The sequence below is a fragment of the Paraburkholderia sp. 22099 genome (genome assembly GCF_052045835.1).
Classification (GTDB): Bacteria; Pseudomonadota; Gammaproteobacteria; order Burkholderiales; family Burkholderiaceae; genus Paraburkholderia; species Paraburkholderia terricola.
Map to the genome: position 1 here is coordinate 129,669 of NZ_JBQEPU010000019.1, position 18,520 is coordinate 148,188.

Consider the following 18,520-nt stretch of genomic DNA (forward strand, 5'->3'; position numbering starts at 1 on the left):
AGAGGTGTTAGGCAGTAGCCAGCCACGACGGCTTGCACGTGAGAACTAGACCCCTTCGTGCAGACACCAAGCCAGCCGTCGCAGCCAGCCAGGCCGCTTTTTTGGTTCTCAACCAATGCGGATACGCGAAAACGCCGCGTATCGCACATGTAGAAAAGAAAAGCCGTGGGATGTTGTCATCTCCACGGCTTTTTGTTTGCTAAGGCGCAGGTAATGCCGAGACCCAAGGCATGCGCGTTGAAACGTTCAGACTTATTTCGACGCCCAGCCCCAGAACATCAGCCACCAGGCGCTGTCGACAACAGCCAGCGCCGCGACGAACCACGCCATCGCGAGGCTACGCGGAAAGAACTGTTCGCTATAGCGACGCGTGACGCGCCAGACAAGCCATGCGCTCCAGACGTTGGCAATCGCCAGAATTGCGATACGCATATCCGACGCCCACCACAACGACACATGTTCCGCGCGCAGCAGCGACAGCGTGGTTGCCGAGAGCCCAAGAAAGACGCCGGCGCCCGCGATCGGAATCAGCCCTTGCGTCAGATGATGCAGGCGCACGGTATTGAAGCGCCCAAGCATGCGCGTCGCGCCCATTAGCAACAACAGCAGCGCGGTGCCATACACCAGTGCAGTGGCGAGGATGTAGCCGATCACCATCGTGCCGTCGAGCCAGGAGAATACGTCGTTCTGCTCGGGGTAATGCGTGAAAAGGAACCAAGGCGCGTTGGTCTGCAGCGGCCAGGTGATGTCGTGATCGACCAGCCAGGTCGCAAAGAACATCTTCAGATCGATGAACCAGCGCGAGGCGGTCCAATGAAACGCGCCGATCGCAATGCCGAGCAGGCCGTACAGGATCAGCACGGTATCCCACACGTTCGCCTGTTTGTCGCCGAGTTGCACGACTTCCGATGACGGCGCGCGCCACGTCAGCGCAATCGCATCGCGGTGCCCGCTGCAGCGACCGCACATATGGCAGTCCGACGCACCCTTCATATTGCGCAACGGCACCAACGGCGCGCAATTGATCGGAATTACGCGATGTCCATGCTCGCCGTTCTTGTACGAACGGCGCCACGCGTCTTCATCGACTTTGTAATGGAACGGCGCCAGGCGCGCCAGAAGCGAAAAAACCCCGTTGACGGGGCAGAGATATTTGCACCAGACCCGCTTCTCGCGTCCGTAGAGCAACCCGATGATGATCGCCGCGAACGTCGAGCCGCCGAGCACCAGCAGCACGGCCTTCGGATACTGGTAGACGCTCACCATCTGGCCATAGATGGTGGTGGTGCCGAACGCGACGAAAGGCCAGCCGCCCCAGCGCATCCAGCGTGGAATCGCCCAGCCGCGCCCATATTTGCTGGCGAATTCCGCGAGCGCACCTTCCGGACACAGCACGCCGCACCAGACGCGGCCGAGCATCACCATCGAGAGCAGCACGAACGGCCACCAAATGCCCCAGAACACGAACTGCGCGGCGAGCGTCAGATTGTTCCAGAGATGCGAGGTGTCGTCCGGCAGCGGCATGACCGCGGGCACTAGGATCAGAAATGCGTACACCGCCACCACGACCCACTGAATACCGCGGATCACAGCGCCGTGGCGCTGCATCCACTGCCCGGCCGCTGCGAGGCGGCCCGGACGGGTCATGACCGTGCTCATGCCGTGCGCCCTGCGGCCTGTCGCGCCGGCTTGCGATTTGCACGACGCAACAGCAGATAGACAACTGCCCAGTACACCGCGTAGGCAATCAGATTCATTAGCGCCGGGTGAGCGCGATAGCCGGTGAGCGTCGAGACCAGCGAGCCGAACGTGTTCGAATCATCGAGGATCGCAGACGAATTCCACAACTGGTCGACGATCGTCGGCAGAAATTCCTTGTCGATCAGCTTGTCTACACCGGTCTGGAAAAGACCAGCGCCGAGGAACAGCAGCATGATTTCCGTGACGCGGAAAAAGAGCCGCCACGAGAAGAGCTTGCCGCCCAATTGCAGCACATAGAAAGTGAGGAAGGCGAGACCGAGGCCGATCACGACCGCGAGCATCTGGCCGCCGTCCACGTGACCGGATTGGCCGAAGCCGAGGCCGTACAGGAAGATCACCGTCTCGCTGCCTTCGCGCGCGATCGCGAGGGCGACCAGCAACGCGACGCCCCACCAGTTCGAATCGCGCTGGCTTTTTTGCAGCGACTGTTCCATGTCGCGCTTCAGCGACCGGCCGTGCTGCTTCATCCACAGCACCATCTGCACGATCAGCACGCACGCGACCAGTACCATCGCGGTCTGGAAATAATCCTGCGCGTCTCCGGAGAGCACTTCCGTGAAACCAACCAGCGCGGCGCCCAGCGCGACAGCAGCGATCAAGCCGGCCGCGACGCCACCCCACAGGTACGGCAAACCGCGGCGCGCGTCGTCGTCGCCATTTTTCAGCCATGCGTACAGGATGCCGACCACCAGCAACGCCTCGACGCTTTCCCGCCACACGATGAATAGAATCTGACCCATCAAGCCCTCCCGTCTACCCTTTACCGCTACTGCTGTCGCGAACGCGTAACCGAGGAAGGCCCGCGCTCGCGTCTTGGCCGTTATCCGTTACTTCGCGACGATCACGCCCTGCGCCTGCTGGTGGAAATCGTCGAAAAACTTGTATTCGCCCGGCTCGAGCGGCGCGATCACGACGAACGACTCCGCGCCCGGCGCCAGCACCTTTTCCTTACGCAACTGGACGCTTTCGAATTCGGCTGCGCCCTTGCCGGTGTTGCGCACTTCGATCTTGATACGCTGCCCCGCCGGCACCTCGATGCGCGCCGGCGTCAGCTTGCCGTCGTTCATTTCCAGCTTGAAGGTCGGCAGATCCGCTGCGTGGACCGCACCCGCCAGCAAAGCCGTGGTGGCGAGGATCGCGATCTTTCGGTTCATTCTCATTAGCCTTTCCGGGAAACGCGGCGCGCGAGGACTCAACGTTCGCCCGCCGCCTGCTGCATTCATTCACTCACGCCCCGCCATGCGACGACGCTTGACGAGGCGCGATGACCCGCTGCGATCAGTAACCGCCCTTCTTGCCGATGCCGGCGAAGGTGAAATCGTATTCGAGCGTGATCGGCTTGAACCACGGACCCACGCCGGTTTCCTTGTCGACGTGACGGCCGAAGGCCATGTGGCCGGTTTGCATCGGCGCTTCGACGATCATCTTCAGGTGGTACTTCCCCGGGCCTTGCAGCTTGACGTTGTCGCCGTAGTGCGGACCGTCGTTGGCGACCATCGCCATCAGGTCGCCCTTCTGCGTCTGGTTGGAACCGGCTTTCGTCAATTCATAGCGCACTTGCAGATACGGCATCCAGTCGCCTTCGGCAAAACCGGTCGGATTGTGCTTGACCGCGTGAATGTCGGCTTCCAGGTGGATGTCCGAATCCGACGCCTTGCGCATCATGCCTTCCGGTTCCATCGTGATCGGCTGCAGGTAGACAGCGGCGATTTCAATGCCGTCGCGAATCTGCTGCTTGCCGATCGGGTATTCCGCCGCCGTTGCCGAGAGAGCCGCTACCGCAGCCACCGCTGCGGCGCCGCCGCGCACAAATGAAGAAATCCGCATTGAAACTCCTTGTTTTTATCTGACTGGAACCGAACCCATTGGAATGTGCGTTACGCATGCACTGATGCACCGGCCACGTCCTTAAAGGAAGCGATGGTCCGTACGCAAATGGCATATACGAACGTTAATGCGAACCATTCTCAATATTGGGCGAGTTTATCATTGATCGCCAGGGGAAACAAATACGAACGCACGCAGAGCCTTATGGCAGCAGGGTCTTAAGGCCGTCTTAAGGAAGCGCGTGTGAAGGAGATGGCGGGATGCGGGGCGGACGAGACGGGACGCGGCACGTTGCCGCGCCCCAGACGGGAAGAGGCTTATTCGACACCGGACACGTGATCGCCCACGTTGGCTCCAAACACACGTTGGCGCAGCAAGGCCAGTTGATCCCGGGTCTGCGCGGCCTTTTCGAACTCGAGATTCCTGGCGTGCTCCATCATCTGCTTTTCGAGACGCTTGAGTTCCTTGGCGAGCTGCTTCTCGGACATGTCTTCGAATTTCGCGCGGGTTTGCTGTTCCTTCAGTTCGGCGCGGGCGTCATCGACGTTGTATACGCCGTCGATAATGTCGCGGATGCGCTTCACCACCCCGCGCGGCGTGATGCCTTTTTCGAGGTTGAACGCGATCTGCTTCGCGCGCCGCCGTTCGGTTTCGTCGATGGCGCGGCGCATCGAGTCGGTGACTTTGTCCGCGTAGAGAATCGCCTTGCCGTTCACGTTGCGCGCTGCCCGGCCGATGGTCTGGATCAGGGAGCGCTCGGCGCGCAGGAAGCCCTCTTTGTCCGCGTCGAGAATCGCGACCAGCGAGACTTCCGGAATATCCAGCCCTTCACGCAGCAGGTTGATCCCCACCAGCACGTCGAAGGTGCCCAGGCGCAAATCGCGGATGATCTCGACCCGCTCCACCGTATCGATGTCGCTGTGCAGATAGCGCACCTTGACGCCGTGGTCGGCCAGAAACTCCGTGAGCTGCTCGGCCATCCGCTTGGTCAGCACCGTGACCAGCACGCGGTCGCCCGCCTTGACGCGCTCGTTGATCTCGGCGAGCACGTCGTCGACCTGGGAACGCGCCGGCCGCACCTCGATTTCCGGGTCGACGAGCCCGGTAGGACGCACCAACTGCTCGGCGACCTGTCCCGCCGTTTTCTTTTCGTAGTCCGCCGGCGTGGCCGACACGAACACCACCTGGCGCATCTTGCGCTCGAACTCGTTGAACTTGAGCGGCCGGTTATCGAGCGCGGACGGCAGGCGGAAGCCGTAGTCCACCAGGTTCTCCTTGCGCGCGCGGTCGCCGTTGTACATGCCGTTCAACTGGCCGATCAGCACGTGCGATTCGTCGAGCAGCATGATCGCGTCCGGCGGCAGGTAGTCGACCAGCGTGGGCGGCGGCTCGCCGGGCGCCGCGCCCGAGAAGTGCCGCGAGTAATTCTCAATGCCCTTGCAGAAACCGAGTTCCTGCAGCATTTCCAGATCGAAGCGGGTGCGCTGCTCGAGCCGCTGCGCTTCGACCAGCTTGCCTTGGCTATAGAAGAATTCGAGCCGTTCGCGAAGTTCGTTCTTGATCGTTTCGACGGCGCGGATCACGGTGTCGCGCGGCGTCACATAGTGCGACGACGGATAGACGGTAAAGCGCGGAATCTTCTGGCGCACGCGGCCGGTGAGCGGGTCGAATAGCTGCAGCGTTTCGACTTCGTCGTCGAACAATTCGACGCGGACCGCCATTTCCGCGTGTTCGGCCGGGAAAATATCGATCGTGTCGCCGCGCACCCGGAACGAGCCGCGCTGGAAGTCCGCTTCGTTGCGGTTGTACTGCATGGCGATCAGCCGCGCGATGATGTCGCGCTGGCCGAGCCTGTCGCCGGTGCGCAGCGTCAGGATCATCTTGTGATATTCGGACGGATTGCCGATACCGTAGATGGCCGACACCGTGCCGACGATCACCACGTCGCGCCGCTCCATCAGGCTCTTGGTGGCCGACAGCCGCATCTGCTCGATGTGCTCGTTGATCGACGAATCCTTCTCGATGAACAGGTCGCGCTGCGGCACGTACGCTTCCGGCTGGTAGTAGTCATAGTACGAGACGAAGTACTCGACCGCGTTGCGCGGAAAGAACTCGCGGAACTCCGAATAGAGCTGCGCGGCCAGCGTCTTGTTCGGCGCGAACACCATCGCCGGGCGGCCGAGCCGCGCGATGGTGTTCGCCATCGTGAAAGTCTTGCCTGAGCCGGTCACGCCGAGCAGCGTCTGGAATGCAAGGCCGTCCTCGACGCCCTCGACGAGCGTCTCGATCGCGGTCGGCTGGTCGCCGGCGGGCGGATAGGGTTGATACAAATGGAACGGCGAGCCGTCGAACGTGACGAATTTCGATTCGTCGAGCGTATCCCCGGCTTCGGTCAGATGTTGTTCGGACATGTGGGGCGGTACCGTGCCTTAGGCAAAGGACTATTCTAACGGGTTGCGGGATCGTGAGCTGAACGGGTCGGCGTAGGTTTCGAGGCGCTTTGAGGGGCGGATTCGCGCCTCGAGTTGGCGGCTGATTTCTTGCACCCTGTCGTGTGTGATCGAGCGCGACGCGCGTCTGCGGCGCGCCGGTCGGCGGGCATCTCCCGCGCGAATTCTTGTAACCAGATGACGCCGGAATGCCTGTTTTTCAAGCAAATAATCCGCTCTGATCGCGTTCTCGGCCCAAAAAACGTTCGCGGATTCGTTACAATGCGAAGCTGCGCTCGCTCGTTGCCGTCCCCTATCTGTCCCGGACCGCCCGCGCTCGAAGCCGCCCTCTTTTCACTACTGCTGCCCACCCACCATGTCTCTGTTCTCCGCCGTCGAACTTGCTCCCCGCGACCCGATTCTGGGCCTGAACGAAGCCTTCAACGCCGATGCGCGCGCCACCAAGGTCAATCTTGGCGTCGGCGTGTACTTCAACGAAGAAGGCAAGATTCCGCTGCTGCGCGCCGTGCGTGAAGCCGAAAAGGCTCGCGTCGAAGCCGCGCTGCCGCGCGGGTATTTGCCGATCGAAGGCATCGCGGCCTACGACGCGGCCGTGCAAAAGCTGCTGCTCGGCAACGACTCGCCGCTGATCGCCGCGGGCCGCGTCGTGACGGCGCAAGCACTGGGCGGCACGGGCGCGCTGAAAATCGGCGCAGACTTCCTGAAGCGCCTGAACCCGAACGGCAAGGTCGCCATCAGCGATCCGAGCTGGGAAAACCATCGCGCGCTGTTCGAAAGCGCCGGCTTCGAGGTCGTGTCCTACCCGTACTACGACGCGCGCACCCACGGCGTGAACTTCGAAGGCATGCTTAGCGCATTGAATAGCTACGCCGCCGGCACCGTCGTCGTGCTGCACGCGTGCTGCCACAATCCGACGGGCGTGGACCTGACGGTGGATCAATGGAAGCAGGTCGTGGAAGTCGTCAAGGCGCGCAATCTCGTGCCGTTCCTCGACATCGCGTACCAAGGCTTCGGCGACAACATCGAAGCAGACGCCGCGGCGGTACGCCTGTTCGCGGCATCGGAACTGAACGTGTTCGTGTCGTCGTCGTTCTCGAAGTCGTTCTCGCTGTACGGCGAGCGCGTCGGCGCACTGTCGATCATCACGGCCAGCAAGGAAGAAGCTGTCCGCGTGCTGTCGCAACTGAAGCGCGTGATCCGCACGAACTATTCGAACCCGCCTACGCACGGCGGCTCGGTGGTCGCGGCGGTGCTGGCCTCGCCCGAACTGCGTGCAACGTGGGAAACGGAACTGGGCGAAATGCGCGACCGTATCCGCGCCATGCGCAACGGTCTGGTCGAACGCCTGAAGGCAAGCGGCGTGGATCGCGACTTCAGCTTCGTGAACGCGCAACGCGGCATGTTCTCGTATTCGGGCCTGACCGCGCCGCAAGTGGACCGTCTGCGCGAAGAGTTCGGCATCTATGCCGTGAGCACGGGCCGCATCTGCGTGGCTGCGCTGAACACGCGCAATCTCGACGTGGTGGCTAACGCGATTGCTCACGTATTAAAGTAAGGCGCTTCAAAGCAGAACGCGAGGGACCATTGCTCGCGTTTTTGCCGGAACTGTCTCGGAACCAAACGGCGCCTTTTTCGAAGGCGCCGTTTTTTATTGGCGGCGAGTTACTTGCTCGCCAGTTGCTGCTTGCTTGATTAACCTGCCGTTCGTTCAGCGCGAATCCCGATGAATATCGTGCGTGACAAAGCCCGCATCGTTATCCGGCATATCGAGCCAATCGGGCTGTGAAAGGGAATGACGAATGTCTTCCAGACCGCTTTGCCAGTGTTCGCGCATGGTCGACAGACCGAACTGGAAGTCCTTGTAGTGCCCTTCGTACTCCTTGTGCCGGTAGATGAGATGCAGCACGTTGTAGCGCTTCGAACACGACAGATCTTCGGCCAGCTTGCACCATGGGTCGTCACGCTGCTCGGACGGCACCCGATCGAGCACCTCGCGCAACACATGCCGGAAGCGCTGCGAACGTTGCAGCATATCGGTCACGAGACGCGTGCGACTCGAATACTGGATGTCCTTCATGCGCCCCTGAACGTCGGTGATGCTATCCGGCACCGGACCTATCGCGCTCCACAGATCGACCTGGAACGCGAGCGTGTCGCGGCGCGGCGTGGACTGGATCACCTCGTAGAGCGGCGTATTCGACATCAGGCCGCCGTCCCAGTAGTACTGGCCGTCGATTTCCACCGCCGCGAAGCCCGGTGGCAACGCGCCCGACGCCATGAAATGTTCCGGTTTCAGCGTGGTGTGCGTGTTGTCGAAATACGCGAAATTGCCGGTACCGCAATTGACCGCCCCCACCGACACCCGCATTTCACGCGAATTGATCCGGTCGAAATCGCAGAGCGCCTCGAGCGTCGCTTTTAGCGGCGCGGTGTCGTAGTAGCTCGCGAGTTGCGGCGGTCCGGAGACCGTCGGCAACGGCGGCGGAAAACGCGGAACAAAAAAACCCTTCTGCCCTTCGACGATCGCGCCGATTGCCTGTGTTGCCGTGAAAGCCTTGCGTATGGCGTCGCTCGAATTAAAGAACGCGTGCTCGACAAAGGCGGGCAACGGCAGTCCGAAAGCCGGTTGGCAGATCGTCTCCCAGAATTGCAGCAGGCGTTCAACCCGTTTTTCCGGCGGATTGCCGGCAATGATCGCGGTATTCAATGCGCCGATCGAAATGCCGGCAAGCCAGTTCGGCTCGATGCCGGCTTCGAAAAGCCCCTGATAGACGCCGGCCTGATACGCGCCCAATGCACCGCCGCCTTGCAGCACCAACGCGACGGTTTGGTAGTTGGGCAATTGACGCGGCTGCGCAGGCTGGGCGGCGGGCGCCGAGCCTGCTCCTTCGCCATTCCCGTCGCCGGACGCGCTAACGCGCGCCCGTTTGAGATTGCGTTGCGCCACGGGCGCCTCCTTATTGCATGTACCAGCCGTGGCTCACAATAAAGGACTGGCCGGTCAGTGCGGCCGTTGGGAAGGTGGACAGAAATAACACCGTCTGCGCGACGTCTTCCACCGTGGTGAAGATGCCGTCGACCGTACCACCGAGCATCACGCGCTTGACCACTTCTTCCTCGCTGATGCCAAGTTCCTTGGACTGCTCGGGAATCTGTTTATCGACGAGCGGCGTGCGCACGAAACCCGGACACACCACGTGCGAGCGCACGTTATGCTTCGCGCCTTCCTTGGCCAGGACACGCGAGAGTCCCAGCAGCGCATGCTTGGCCGTCACGTAAGCGGACTTCAGCGGCGACGCTTCGTGCGAATGGACCGAACCCATGTAGATCACGATGCCGCCGCGATCGTCCTTGTACATGTGCTTGAGCGCCGCCTTGGTGGTGAGGAACGCGCCGTCCACGTGGATCGCCTGCATCTTCTTCCAGTCGGAGAAAGAGTAGTTCTCGATGGGATTGACGATCTGGATGCCGGCGTTGGAAATCAGAATGTCGACCGAGCCGAGTTCGGCGGCAACCTTGTCGATGCCCTGGTTGACGGCGTCTTCGTTCGTGACGTCCATTGCCACGCCGATTGCCTTGCCGCCGCCCTTCCTGATTTCCTCAGCGACGGCGTTCGCCCCGTCCTGGTTCAGGTCGGCGATCGCGACCGCCGCACCCGCGGCGGAAAGTGTCAGCGCGATCTGCTTGCCGATGCCGCTTGCCGCGCCGGTAACCACCGCGACCTTGCCATTCAGATTCGTGTTCGGTGAGGACATGCAGAACCTCCATGCAGTTGATGAGCAATGAGACCACGGGCCGCGAGCGTCGTGAAGTCAGCCAACCGGCATAGGCCGTTCGGCTGACTGCCGCACCGCGGCCAACGCTGCTATTGTGCATGAAGCGTGTGCAGTCCAGCGGTAAAAAGCACATTCAAACTTTTCTCTTTAGACTGGCTGCTTTCCGCGGGATTCCAGTAGCTTCACCATCAAGGAGACATGCATGAAGTATCGACGTCTGGGCCGCTCCGGCCTGCAAGTCAGCGAACTGTCCATCGGCTCGTGGGTCACCTACGGCAACCAGGTCGATCATCGCGCGGCGCGTGAGTCGCTCGCTGCGGCGCGTGACGCGGGAGTCAATTTCTTTGACAACGCCGAGGTGTACGCTGGCGGGAAATCCGAGGAAATCATGGGCCAGGCGCTGAAGGAACTGGCGTGGCCGCGCGTGAGCTATGTGGTGTCGACGAAATTCTTCTGGGGCCTCGCCGAAGCGCCGAACCAGTACCACACGCTGAACCGCAAATATCTGCTGAACGCGATCGACTCGTCGCTCAAACGTCTGCAACTCGACTATGTCGATCTGGTGTTCTGTCATCGTCCCGACCCGAATACGCCGATCGAGGAAACCGTTTGGGCGATGAGCGACATGATCACGCGCGGCAAGGCGCTGTACTGGGGTACGTCGGAATGGAGCGCCGATGAAATCCGCGCCGCTTATGAAATTGCGGAGCGGCACCATTTGCACAAGCCTGTCATGGAGCAGCCGCAGTACAACCTGTTCCATCGCAAGCGCGTCGAGCAGGAATACAAGCGGCTTTACGAAGATATCGGGCTTGGGCTCACCACATGGAGCCCGCTTGCGTCCGGCCTGCTCACTGGCAAATACCGCGACGGCGTGCCCGCCGACAGCCGCGCGCAATTGCAAGGCTACGACTGGCTGCGCAAGCAGGTCACCGACGCGGGCAAGAACAACGTGGTCGGCAAGCTCGGCGAAGTGGCCGACGACCTGGGCTGCACGGTCGGCCAGTTGGCAATCGCATGGATTCTGAAGAATCCGCATGTCAGCACGGTGATCACGGGCGCGTCGCGGGTCGAACAGATCGGCGAGAACATGAAATCCGCCGACGTGGCCGAGCAAATCACACCGGAGATCAAGCAGCGTATCGAGGAGATCATCGGCGACGCCTACGACTGAGCTGACTCGCGCCGAACCGCGTGACACGCGGGAGCTCGGGCACCATCGCGGCCATGCCGCGCGAACTCGCCGCAAGTCGCGATGCGGCGTCGCGTACAATATGCGGTCGCGCGGCACATCAGCCGTGCTGCCGCACTGCACCCGCATCGCCGGATCGCTTCAGACCGGCCGCCCTCTTTCAGCGTCTCCTCAAAATGCTCAGCTATCGCCACGCCTTTCATGCAGGCAATCACGCCGATGTTCTGAAACACGCCGTCGTCTTGCAGCTATTGCGCTACCTTGGCCAGAAGGACAAAGCCTATTGGTATATCGACACGCACGCGGGCGCCGGCGTCTATTCGCTGAAGGAAGGCTACGCGACCAAAACCGGCGAGTTCCAGACGGGCATCGCCAAGCTTTGGGGGCGTAATGATCTGCCGCCGCTATTCGCCGATTACATCGACGAAGTGAGCGCGCTCAATCCGGACGGCCAGTTGCGCTTCTATCCGGGCTCGCCGTATATCGCCTGGCGGCAGCTACGCGAGCAGGACCGCATGCGTCTCTTCGAGCTGCACACCACCGAAATCGACGTGCTGCGCCATAACTTCCGCGACGCGGGTCGCCGCGCAATGCTTTATGCGGGCGATGGCTTCGACGGCATCCTCGCGTTGCTGCCGCCAGCGCCGCGCCGCGCGCTGGTGCTGCTCGATCCGTCGTACGAGGACAAACGCGATTACACCCGCACGCTTCGCTGCGTTGAAGAGAGTCTCAAGCGCTTCCCGACCGGCACGTATGCGGTCTGGTATCCGCAGGTGAGGCGCCAGGAGTCGCAGCGCTTTCCCGATCAGTTGAAAAAGCTGCAGGAACGCAACTGGCTGCATGTGAGCCTCACCGTCAGCAATCCGCCGACAGACGGCTTTGGATTGTTCGGTAGCGGCATGTTCATCCTGAATCCACCGTATACGCTCGCGAAAACGCTCAAAGACCAGATGCCCTGGCTGGTGAAAGCGCTCGGCGAAGACAACGCAGCGCAGTTCAAGGTGGAATATCGCGGCGATTGAGCTTGCTGCGGATCAGTTGCCAAGCGCGGGGAATGGACCGCGTGGTTCGAGCGGGTGACGGCCGTGATCGCATTCGCTCGGCGACAAAGCCTAGCCGCGGACACCGCCATGTGACGCTCGCGCGTACGTGCACGCAATCCCAGCGCATTTCGCGCGTGGCCGCCCGCTCACCATGCCATCGCTCGGCTTTACTTGAGTTGCGCCGCTGCCTTACGAGCGAAGTCGTTGGTATACGTCGTATTCAGATCGATCTTTTTCGGATCGAGCCGATTATCGAACGACGCCAACGCACGCAATGAAGTCGCCGGACCGTCGGCCGGCATCAGGCCGTCCGGCGAATAGGCGTCGCGCACGTTGTGGAAGGCTTCCACATACAGCGCCGAGTCGTTGAGCAGATACGCCGGGGGCACCATCTTCAGCAGATCCGCGTCGCTCGCGGTCTGCAGCCAGTGGTCCGCGCGCACGATCGCATTTGCGAGCGCCTGCGTCGTCTTCGGATACTTCTGGATGAAATTCTCCGAGGCATAGAGCGTCGCGGCGGGCATAGTTCCGCCGAACACCTCCTGCGTGCCCTTCACCGTGCGCGTATCGACCAGAACCTTGACGGCGCCGCTGCGCGTGAGCTTGGTCATCATCGGATCGACGTTGGAAAGCGCGTCGATCTGGCCGCCGCTCACCGCGGCCAGTACTGTTGCGCCGCTGCCGACGCCAATCGCGGAGATCTCGTTGCGTTGGACGCCTGCCTTGCGCAGCGCCACGGTGAGCACGAGATCGGTGGATGAACCCGGCGCGCTCACCCCGACTTTCGCTCCTTTGAAGTCCGCCAGCGTCTTGATCTGATCGGCCCTTGACTTCAGCACGGCGACGACGATCTGCGGCGCACGGCCCATCAGGACGAACGCCCGGTAGCGCTGTCCCTTTGCCTGCATGAACAGCGTGTGCTCGAATGCGCCGGCGCCCACGTCGGCGCTGCCGCCCACCACCGCTTCCAGCGCCTTCGATCCGCCGGCGAAATCCTCGAGGGTAACGTCAAGGCCCTCGTCCTTGAAGTAGCCCAATTGTTGCGCGGCAAGCACCGGTAAATAGTAGAGACCCGGCAAACCGCCGACCGCCATCGTCAGCGTGGGCTTTTCCGGGGTGTCCCGGGCGAGCGAAACGCCGGGTAGCGCCGCAAGCGCAATCAGCGTGGCGAAAGCGCCGATGGTCTGCCACATCCGGTGAGTAGGCATTTGATGTCTCCTTGTTCTGTTTTTCATTCACGCCGTCTGATATGCATGGCCGATGCCCCGGCGCTGGACCGTGCAACGATTGTCGTCGGACGGTTTCGCCCACGCCATGCGCCCAAACCCCAATGGCGCGCGCCGTATGCCAGGCGCACGAGCGGAAGAAGGCAAGCGCTACTCAGCCGGCTGGAGCGAGCCGAGCCGCTCGAAACATCAATGGGATGGAAGCGAACGGCCGAGGTCGCGCGCCAAAGGCGCTTATTGCGAACGAGGCGCCGGGCGGAGTTGCAACTGCGGTGCCACGCCACCACCGACAGGCAATTGGATGTACGGCGCGATAACGAACGGCATCGCCGAATTGGGCGTCAACTCGGTAGGCGTCGCGATAGGCTGCGCCTCGACAATCGGTTGTCGCGAGAGCGGCGCGGTCTGCAGTATGGTTCCGCTCTGACCGTCGCTAATGCCGTTTTGCGAGTCGAGGATCACCGGCTTACGTACGCTGCTCGACGCGGCCAAAGCGCTCGACATGGCGAGAGCCGTTGCCAGCGCGGCGGCCACGGCGACAACCAGAAGGGATTTCAGCGAGCGGACAGGATGCATGGGCGGGCCGGTGCGGATTTGAGTTGCCGGATTATGCGGAAAACGCTTTACCTTACCGCGGCGTTGGTTATCAGGCTAGAGGATATTCGCCGCGAGTAGCCATACGGCGCCGCCGCCACGAAACGTTGGATTCAGATGTGACAAAGCCCCGTCTGTACGGGGCTCGACACTGTCCTACGATGGCTGCGCAACATGCGCTGCCGGGCCAAACTTGACGCAGTGAAAACTTACAGCGAGTAGCCGTTGGTTTCCAGCGAGCGGATGCGATGCTCGAGCTGAACGATATCCGACGATGACGCCAGGTAGGCTTCACGACGGCTACGTTCCGCAGTTTCAAACCACGTGCTCAGCTTTTCAACAAGGTATGCAAACATGATGTTCTCCAAGGATCAGATCGAATCCCCGGTGATTTGGCATCAGGGATTTCCCGCTAACGGGTTAACCCGAATTATAGCCTTATGGTGCACCCTGCCTAGTGAAATGCTCGCATGATGTGCATTCCTTTTTGGAATGGTGCACGCCGGTGGTGCAGCTAACTCCTTGATTCTCCATGGATCCAGATCACTCTCGGCGAGCGATCGGCGCAACCGCCAAATTTTGCGCACTATTTATGTGCAAACCCTTCGGGTGGCACTGCGTTCGGTTCAAATTGCGTTCGATATGCGTGGAATTGCATTAACTGAGATGACAACCTTCTACCGTGGCCACAGTCGCATCGGCAAGTCGCTCGATAATTGGGCAATCGGGGCGTTCGTCGCCGTGGCAATGATCGGCGAGATGTGCCAATGTGTCGCGCATATCGGTCAGTTCGGCGATACGGCGATCAAGCTCCGAGACATGTTCCAGCGCAATAGCCTTCACTTCGGCACTCGCGCGCGAGCGGTCGTGCCACAGCGCCAGTAGCCTTCGAATGTCCTCGACCAGAAAGCCGAGCCGGCGCGCCTGGCGGATGAAACGCAGCGAATGGACCTCTTGCGGACCGTAAACGCGATAGCCGGCGCTGGTTCTCGCTTTCGCCGCCAGCAGCCCGACACTTTCGTAGTAGCGAATCATTTTCGCCGTGACGCCTGACGCGCGAGCCGCTTCACCGATGTTCATGACTTGTTACCCCTGTGATTGCGTCGATCGTACACCTTCCCATGATGGGAAGGCCCGCTACCCAGATACGGGTCGGCAGGCATAATTCAACTATTCAACGTCCCCCATTTTTCCGAGGCGGTTTTCCATGACGATCGAATTTAAGGTAGAAGGCATGAGCTGCCAGCATTGCGTAGTCGCAGTCACGAATGCGATCCGCGCACAGCTCCCGAGCGCGCAGGTAGAGGTCGATCTGGTATCCGGGCGTGTGACGGTCGAATCGGCGCAACCGGTTGACGTTAGCCTGTTGAAGACCGTGGTCGACGAGGTCGGCTATACGGTTACGGGCGTGCCCAGCGTCGCGCCCCACTAAGCGAGTTCGCCCATGTTCAAAATTGCCGTCATTGGCGCTTCCGGGTTGCTAGGCCGCGCTCTCATCGAAGAACTGGCGTCGCAGGCCGGCTGGCACGTCATTGCCACCGCGTTCAGCCGCCCAGGCCCGAACACGGTCGCGCTCGACATTCGCAACGCGCGGGCAGTCGCGGACTTCGTCGAGCGCGAAGCGCCGGACGCGCTCGTGATTGCGGCAGCGGAACGCCGGCCGGATGTGTGCGAGCACGATCCGGCGCTTGCCCGTGCATTGAATGTCGATGCGGTGCGCACCCTGGCTGCGGCAGCGGACCGGCGAGGTGCATGGACCCTGTCGATTTCTACCGATTACGTCTTCGACGGCACTCATCCGCCCTACCAGCATGATTCCACGCCAGCGCCGCTCAATGCGTACGGGCGGAGCAAGCTCGAAGGCGAGCGCGCGCTGGCCGAAACCACCGGTCTCGGCTGTGTGCTGCGTTTACCGCTGCTGTATGGACCGATCGTCAGTTGGGCGGAATCCGCGGTGACGAGTCTCGTGCCGGCGATTGCCGCGTCGACCTTGCCGAACGGCAAGGTCGCCGTCATGGATGCATGGGCGATCCGTTACCCCACGTTCACGCCAGACGTCGCGTTCGTGATCCGGCAGATGCTCGAGCGGCACGCCCGTGGCGAAGCGATCCGCGGCGTCGTGCAGTGGTCGGGCGACGAGCCGATGACCAAGTATGAGATCGCCGTGCGCCTTGCTCAAACACTGCAACTCGATGCGCATCTCACGGCGCAACGCACGCCCGCTGACGCGACGCCGCGTCCGCACAACTGCCACCTCGCCTCGAACCGCCTCGACGCGCTCGGGATAGGCCGCCGCACACCGTTCGATATAGCGATCCGGCAAGTGCTGGCCAGGTTTCCATGGCGAGATGGAACGGTGCAAGCTTAAAGGCAGCGAGAATTACGTGACTGCTTTCGACCGGCTGGACCGAAAATGCCGGTGATATGGGCGCCTGCGCCGTCAGTCCCGGACGCCGGACTTGGTCGGCGTGCATTATTTGGTAGCCATTCGCGGCTCACGGCTGTCTGAAGACCCCGTCGTGAAGACTCCGGCACCAGCGAGGCATCCCGTATGTCCTTAACCGACAGGAGGTGTTGCGCGTTAGTGCAACGATGGTTGGCTGAAGATGGACGGCGTGCCCGTCTTTTGCGGGTCCTCCATTGCGACGCGATTACTTGTTTTGCGGGAGCCGACTCGACGGAGAGCGTGCCGCTGCAAGTTACATTACAGCCTCCTATGCACCGCCCAAGTCAATGCGATCGCCCCGAAGCGTATTTGCGCTTCGTCCTCACCTACATTGCCGACCACCCGATCAACCGGCTCGATGCACTGCTGCAGTGACGCATCGCGGATTAGCTCGCCGAGCACGGTTAAACACTGCTCGCGTCAAGCCGGTGCCGACGACCTTGCAATTACCCACTTCGGTTCAAGGCGAGTTCATATCCCAGCTGAATATCGGTAAGGCGTTGCATGCCGCGCCACATAACAGTATTGCGCGGAGGCGGGTCGCTGGCGCGAGCGAGATAACCACCGAGTCGCGCGACCTTGATCAGGTTTCGCAAGAGCGGCGGTGCCTGCGTGGTAAGCGGCGAGTCGGAAACCGCACGCTCGAGCAATTGGATTTCGTCTGATGTGAATGCCGCGTCGAGAGGGGCTTCCGGTGCACACCGACTGATCATGGTGAGCCAGAATACGCGCCAGCTCAGGATGCAAAACACTGAGATCAGGTTCGCAAGTCGGTCGGCGGTGCGTAGCTTCGAGTCTTCGGCCTTGCACCCGGACTTGAGAATTTTGTGGAAGGTTTCAATCTTCCAGCGCATGGCGTACCAGTCGAGCTTCTCGATTGCTTCGGCACGTGATCGGACCGAGAGGTTGGTCAGCAGCTTCCATTCGATCCCGGAGCGCCCCGGCGGCACATCCCGCTCATGCGCGTGAATTACCGTAAGTTGCAGCGCCGGATAACGATTCTGCTTACCGATGGGCGGCAACACTGTCATTTGCTGGTAGGGGACCTCAAGGGTCACTGTCATCGGGTGCCCCTTCGCGTCGCGAATCGTGACACGGTGCACTCCTTTGACCTTAACCTGTTCCATTTCGTCCGCGATGGTGTGCTGCCCATCGCCCGCGAGCCGGTCAACGCAGGTTCGCACAAGAAAGTATGTGCACAGGTCGTGCGCCGTATAAAACAGTTCGTAAATGTCGCTTTCGCGATCGCCAACATGAACGCAACGCACAGGTTCGCCTAGCAGCGCTGTCGACTGACGCATGTTCTCCAACCACCGATAGCTTTCCTTCTCCTCAATTGGAACTCGCGTGGGATTGATGTGCCGCTTCAGCGCGGTAGTGCCTTTGAACTTGTTTCTAGTCCAGAACTTCACCGCCGCCAGACCCAGCGGCAATCCCTCCGGGGTGACAACCAGACTCGAATGCATGAGGATGCCGCATTGCGTCAGCGGTTTCAACAGCCCATGTTTGCCGCGCTGGACAGAGGTCTTGTCCGTGTAGCAATCAGCTCTGGGCGCTCCCGCTGATACAAGAATGTCGTCGTATCTTGAAGCACGAGAATGGCGCCTTGCGTCGCCTTGAAACGATCGCCGCCCACTCGCCTGAAAGTGACCGCTCAGGACCGCTCCAGCACGATGCCAAACCGCTTGCGTAGTCTCGCATCCTGAAATTCGCTCGCCTCGACTTCCTTGTCGAACCACGCTCGTTCGTCCGCCTGTCGTTTGCCGGCCATCTCGCTCGTACACGAAATATGACGAAGGCCAGGTTACCAGGTTTCGCGATAGAGTTGTGGGTAATTGCAAGGCCGACGACACGCTTACGCTGGACTATGTCTATCTAGTGTTGCACTTGCGCGAATAGTTCCGGAATGAGTGCTCTTCCGAAGGCTGGAACTGAGTACTTAGTTGCTGGCTACTTATTTGTCCGCTATGCGAATGCACTGCGGATCGGCAGGGCTCAACGGCAAGAAGACTGGCGACGAGTTTTCGCACTGGCAATTATTCTTCTTCGCGTAAACGCACAAACCCCACCGGTGTGGGGTGGGGTTTGTGTTTCTGCATGGGAGCCTGACGATTACCTACTTTCACACGGGCAATCCGCACTATCATCGGCGTGGAGTCGTTTCACGGTCCTGTTCGGGATGGGAAGGGGTGGTACCGACTCGCT

At 61.1% G+C, this 18,520-nt stretch carries 18 protein-coding genes and 1 rRNA gene; 5 read left to right on the forward strand and 14 right to left on the reverse strand.

Translation table 11 applies throughout. From position 1 onward, the window contains the following. Positions 1-252 precede the first annotated feature (252 nt). The 5 genes from ACTJLC_RS19335 to uvrB form a co-directional block, all read right to left on the reverse strand. Positions 253-1,659, reverse strand: a complete 1,407-nt coding sequence (locus ACTJLC_RS19335; protein ID WP_073431426.1) for a 4Fe-4S binding protein — start codon at positions 1,657-1,659, stop codon at positions 253-255. Continuing rightward, entirely contained in the window at positions 1,656-2,501 is an 846-nt protein-coding gene (locus ACTJLC_RS19340) for an FTR1 family iron permease (protein WP_073431425.1), read from the reverse strand. The genes ACTJLC_RS19335 and ACTJLC_RS19340 overlap by 4 nt, the downstream gene beginning before the upstream one ends. Positions 2,502-2,588: 87 nt before the next feature. Further along, complete coding sequence (locus ACTJLC_RS19345) at positions 2,589-2,921, reverse strand: cupredoxin domain-containing protein (RefSeq protein ID WP_073431424.1); 333 nt, start codon at positions 2,919-2,921, stop codon at positions 2,589-2,591. A gap of 118 nt (positions 2,922-3,039) precedes the next feature. Then, positions 3,040-3,588, reverse strand: coding sequence for an iron transporter (locus tag ACTJLC_RS19350; protein ID WP_073431423.1), 549 nt, complete (start codon positions 3,586-3,588; stop codon positions 3,040-3,042). Between the two features lie 317 nt (positions 3,589-3,905). Then, positions 3,906-5,999 carry an excinuclease ABC subunit UvrB gene (gene uvrB / locus ACTJLC_RS19355; RefSeq protein WP_073431422.1) on the reverse strand — a complete coding sequence of 698 codons (2,094 nt, stop codon included), beginning with the start codon at positions 5,997-5,999 and terminating at the stop codon, positions 3,906-3,908. Positions 6,000-6,393: 394 nt separating this feature from the next. Between uvrB and ACTJLC_RS19360 the strand changes: the two genes are divergently transcribed. Then, on the forward strand, positions 6,394-7,593 hold the full coding sequence (locus tag ACTJLC_RS19360; RefSeq protein ID WP_073431421.1) for an amino acid aminotransferase: 1,200 nt from the start codon (positions 6,394-6,396) through the stop codon (positions 7,591-7,593). Between the two features lie 153 nt (positions 7,594-7,746). On the opposite strand, the gene ACTJLC_RS19365 is transcribed toward ACTJLC_RS19360, so the two are convergent. Together ACTJLC_RS19365 and ACTJLC_RS19370 are read right to left on the reverse strand one after the other, a co-directional pair. Beyond that, positions 7,747-8,985, reverse strand: coding sequence for a DUF3734 domain-containing protein (locus ACTJLC_RS19365; RefSeq protein ID WP_073431420.1), 1,239 nt, complete (start codon positions 8,983-8,985; stop codon positions 7,747-7,749). A gap of 10 nt (positions 8,986-8,995) precedes the next feature. Continuing rightward, positions 8,996-9,793, reverse strand: a complete 798-nt coding sequence (locus ACTJLC_RS19370; protein WP_073431419.1) for a 3-hydroxybutyrate dehydrogenase — start codon at positions 9,791-9,793, stop codon at positions 8,996-8,998. A 223-nt stretch (positions 9,794-10,016) separates the two neighbouring features. Between ACTJLC_RS19370 and ACTJLC_RS19375 the strand changes: the two genes are divergently transcribed. Beyond that, the gene (locus ACTJLC_RS19375) at positions 10,017-10,988 is read left to right on the forward strand and encodes a potassium channel beta subunit family protein (protein WP_073431418.1); all 972 of its coding nucleotides are present in this window, start codon (positions 10,017-10,019) and stop codon (positions 10,986-10,988) included. 194 nt (positions 10,989-11,182) lie between these two features. Next, a complete protein-coding gene (locus ACTJLC_RS19380; protein ID WP_073431459.1) occupies positions 11,183-12,028 on the forward strand; it encodes a 23S rRNA (adenine(2030)-N(6))-methyltransferase RlmJ in 846 nt (281 codons plus the stop codon). Positions 12,029-12,216: 188 nt separating this feature from the next. On the opposite strand, the gene ACTJLC_RS19385 is transcribed toward ACTJLC_RS19380, so the two are convergent. The 4 genes from ACTJLC_RS19385 to cueR form a co-directional block, all read right to left on the reverse strand. Beyond that, positions 12,217-13,257 carry an ABC transporter substrate-binding protein gene (locus ACTJLC_RS19385; RefSeq protein ID WP_073431417.1) on the reverse strand — a complete coding sequence of 347 codons (1,041 nt, stop codon included), beginning with the start codon at positions 13,255-13,257 and terminating at the stop codon, positions 12,217-12,219. A 252-nt stretch (positions 13,258-13,509) separates the two neighbouring features. Beyond that, on the reverse strand, positions 13,510-13,851 hold the full coding sequence (locus ACTJLC_RS19390; protein WP_084561481.1) for a hypothetical protein: 342 nt from the start codon (positions 13,849-13,851) through the stop codon (positions 13,510-13,512). 227 nt (positions 13,852-14,078) lie between these two features. Continuing rightward, a complete protein-coding gene (locus tag ACTJLC_RS19395; protein ID WP_073431416.1) occupies positions 14,079-14,225 on the reverse strand; it encodes a DUF3563 family protein in 147 nt (48 codons plus the stop codon). Between the two features lie 301 nt (positions 14,226-14,526). Beyond that, positions 14,527-14,949 carry a Cu(I)-responsive transcriptional regulator gene (gene cueR, locus ACTJLC_RS19400; RefSeq protein WP_073431415.1) on the reverse strand — a complete coding sequence of 141 codons (423 nt, stop codon included), beginning with the start codon at positions 14,947-14,949 and terminating at the stop codon, positions 14,527-14,529. Between the two features lie 127 nt (positions 14,950-15,076). Between cueR and ACTJLC_RS19405 the strand changes: the two genes are divergently transcribed. After that, positions 15,077-15,301, forward strand: a complete 225-nt coding sequence (locus ACTJLC_RS19405) for a heavy-metal-associated domain-containing protein (protein ID WP_073431414.1) — start codon at positions 15,077-15,079, stop codon at positions 15,299-15,301. Positions 15,302-15,313: 12 nt separating this feature from the next. Continuing rightward, a complete protein-coding gene (locus tag ACTJLC_RS19410) occupies positions 15,314-16,237 on the forward strand; it encodes a dTDP-4-dehydrorhamnose reductase family protein (protein ID WP_073431413.1) in 924 nt (307 codons plus the stop codon). Between the two features lie 524 nt (positions 16,238-16,761). On the opposite strand, the gene ACTJLC_RS19415 is transcribed toward ACTJLC_RS19410, so the two are convergent. The 3 genes from ACTJLC_RS19415 to rrf form a co-directional block, all read right to left on the reverse strand. Beyond that, positions 16,762-17,811, reverse strand: coding sequence for an IS4 family transposase (locus ACTJLC_RS19415; protein ID WP_440844899.1), 1,050 nt, complete (start codon positions 17,809-17,811; stop codon positions 16,762-16,764). A 158-nt stretch (positions 17,812-17,969) separates the two neighbouring features. Next, a complete protein-coding gene (locus ACTJLC_RS19420) occupies positions 17,970-18,086 on the reverse strand; it encodes a transposase (RefSeq protein ID WP_222593070.1) in 117 nt (38 codons plus the stop codon). 332 nt (positions 18,087-18,418) lie between these two features. Next, positions 18,419-18,520, reverse strand: a 5S ribosomal RNA gene (gene rrf / locus ACTJLC_RS19425); the annotation flags it as partial.

Excerpts from the sequence above, each read along its gene's own strand:
- ACTJLC_RS19370 (WP_073431419.1), bottom strand. The coding sequence starts at position 9,793 with ATGTCCTCACCGAACACGAATCTGAATGGCAAGGTCGCGGTGGTTACC.
- cueR (WP_073431415.1), bottom strand. The coding sequence starts at position 14,949 with ATGAACATCGGTGAAGCGGCTCGCGCGTCAGGCGTCACGGCGAAAATG.
- ACTJLC_RS19410 (WP_073431413.1), top strand. The coding sequence starts at position 15,314 with ATGTTCAAAATTGCCGTCATTGGCGCTTCCGGGTTGCTAGGCCGCGCT.
- uvrB (WP_073431422.1), bottom strand. The coding sequence starts at position 5,999 with ATGTCCGAACAACATCTGACCGAAGCCGGGGATACGCTCGACGAATCG.
- ACTJLC_RS19345 (WP_073431424.1), bottom strand. The coding sequence starts at position 2,921 with ATGAGAATGAACCGAAAGATCGCGATCCTCGCCACCACGGCTTTGCTG.
- ACTJLC_RS19335 (WP_073431426.1), bottom strand. The coding sequence starts at position 1,659 with ATGAGCACGGTCATGACCCGTCCGGGCCGCCTCGCAGCGGCCGGGCAG.
- ACTJLC_RS19375 (WP_073431418.1), top strand. The coding sequence starts at position 10,017 with ATGAAGTATCGACGTCTGGGCCGCTCCGGCCTGCAAGTCAGCGAACTG.
- ACTJLC_RS19390 (WP_084561481.1), bottom strand. The coding sequence starts at position 13,851 with ATGCATCCTGTCCGCTCGCTGAAATCCCTTCTGGTTGTCGCCGTGGCC.
- ACTJLC_RS19395 (WP_073431416.1), bottom strand. The coding sequence starts at position 14,225 with ATGTTTGCATACCTTGTTGAAAAGCTGAGCACGTGGTTTGAAACTGCG.
- ACTJLC_RS19405 (WP_073431414.1), top strand. The coding sequence starts at position 15,077 with ATGACGATCGAATTTAAGGTAGAAGGCATGAGCTGCCAGCATTGCGTA.
- ACTJLC_RS19420 (WP_222593070.1), bottom strand. The coding sequence starts at position 18,086 with ATGGCCGGCAAACGACAGGCGGACGAACGAGCGTGGTTCGACAAGGAA.
- ACTJLC_RS19340 (WP_073431425.1), bottom strand. The coding sequence starts at position 2,501 with ATGGGTCAGATTCTATTCATCGTGTGGCGGGAAAGCGTCGAGGCGTTG.
- ACTJLC_RS19380 (WP_073431459.1), top strand. The coding sequence starts at position 11,183 with ATGCTCAGCTATCGCCACGCCTTTCATGCAGGCAATCACGCCGATGTT.
- ACTJLC_RS19350 (WP_073431423.1), bottom strand. The coding sequence starts at position 3,588 with ATGCGGATTTCTTCATTTGTGCGCGGCGGCGCCGCAGCGGTGGCTGCG.
- ACTJLC_RS19360 (WP_073431421.1), top strand. The coding sequence starts at position 6,394 with ATGTCTCTGTTCTCCGCCGTCGAACTTGCTCCCCGCGACCCGATTCTG.
- ACTJLC_RS19385 (WP_073431417.1), bottom strand. The coding sequence starts at position 13,257 with ATGCCTACTCACCGGATGTGGCAGACCATCGGCGCTTTCGCCACGCTG.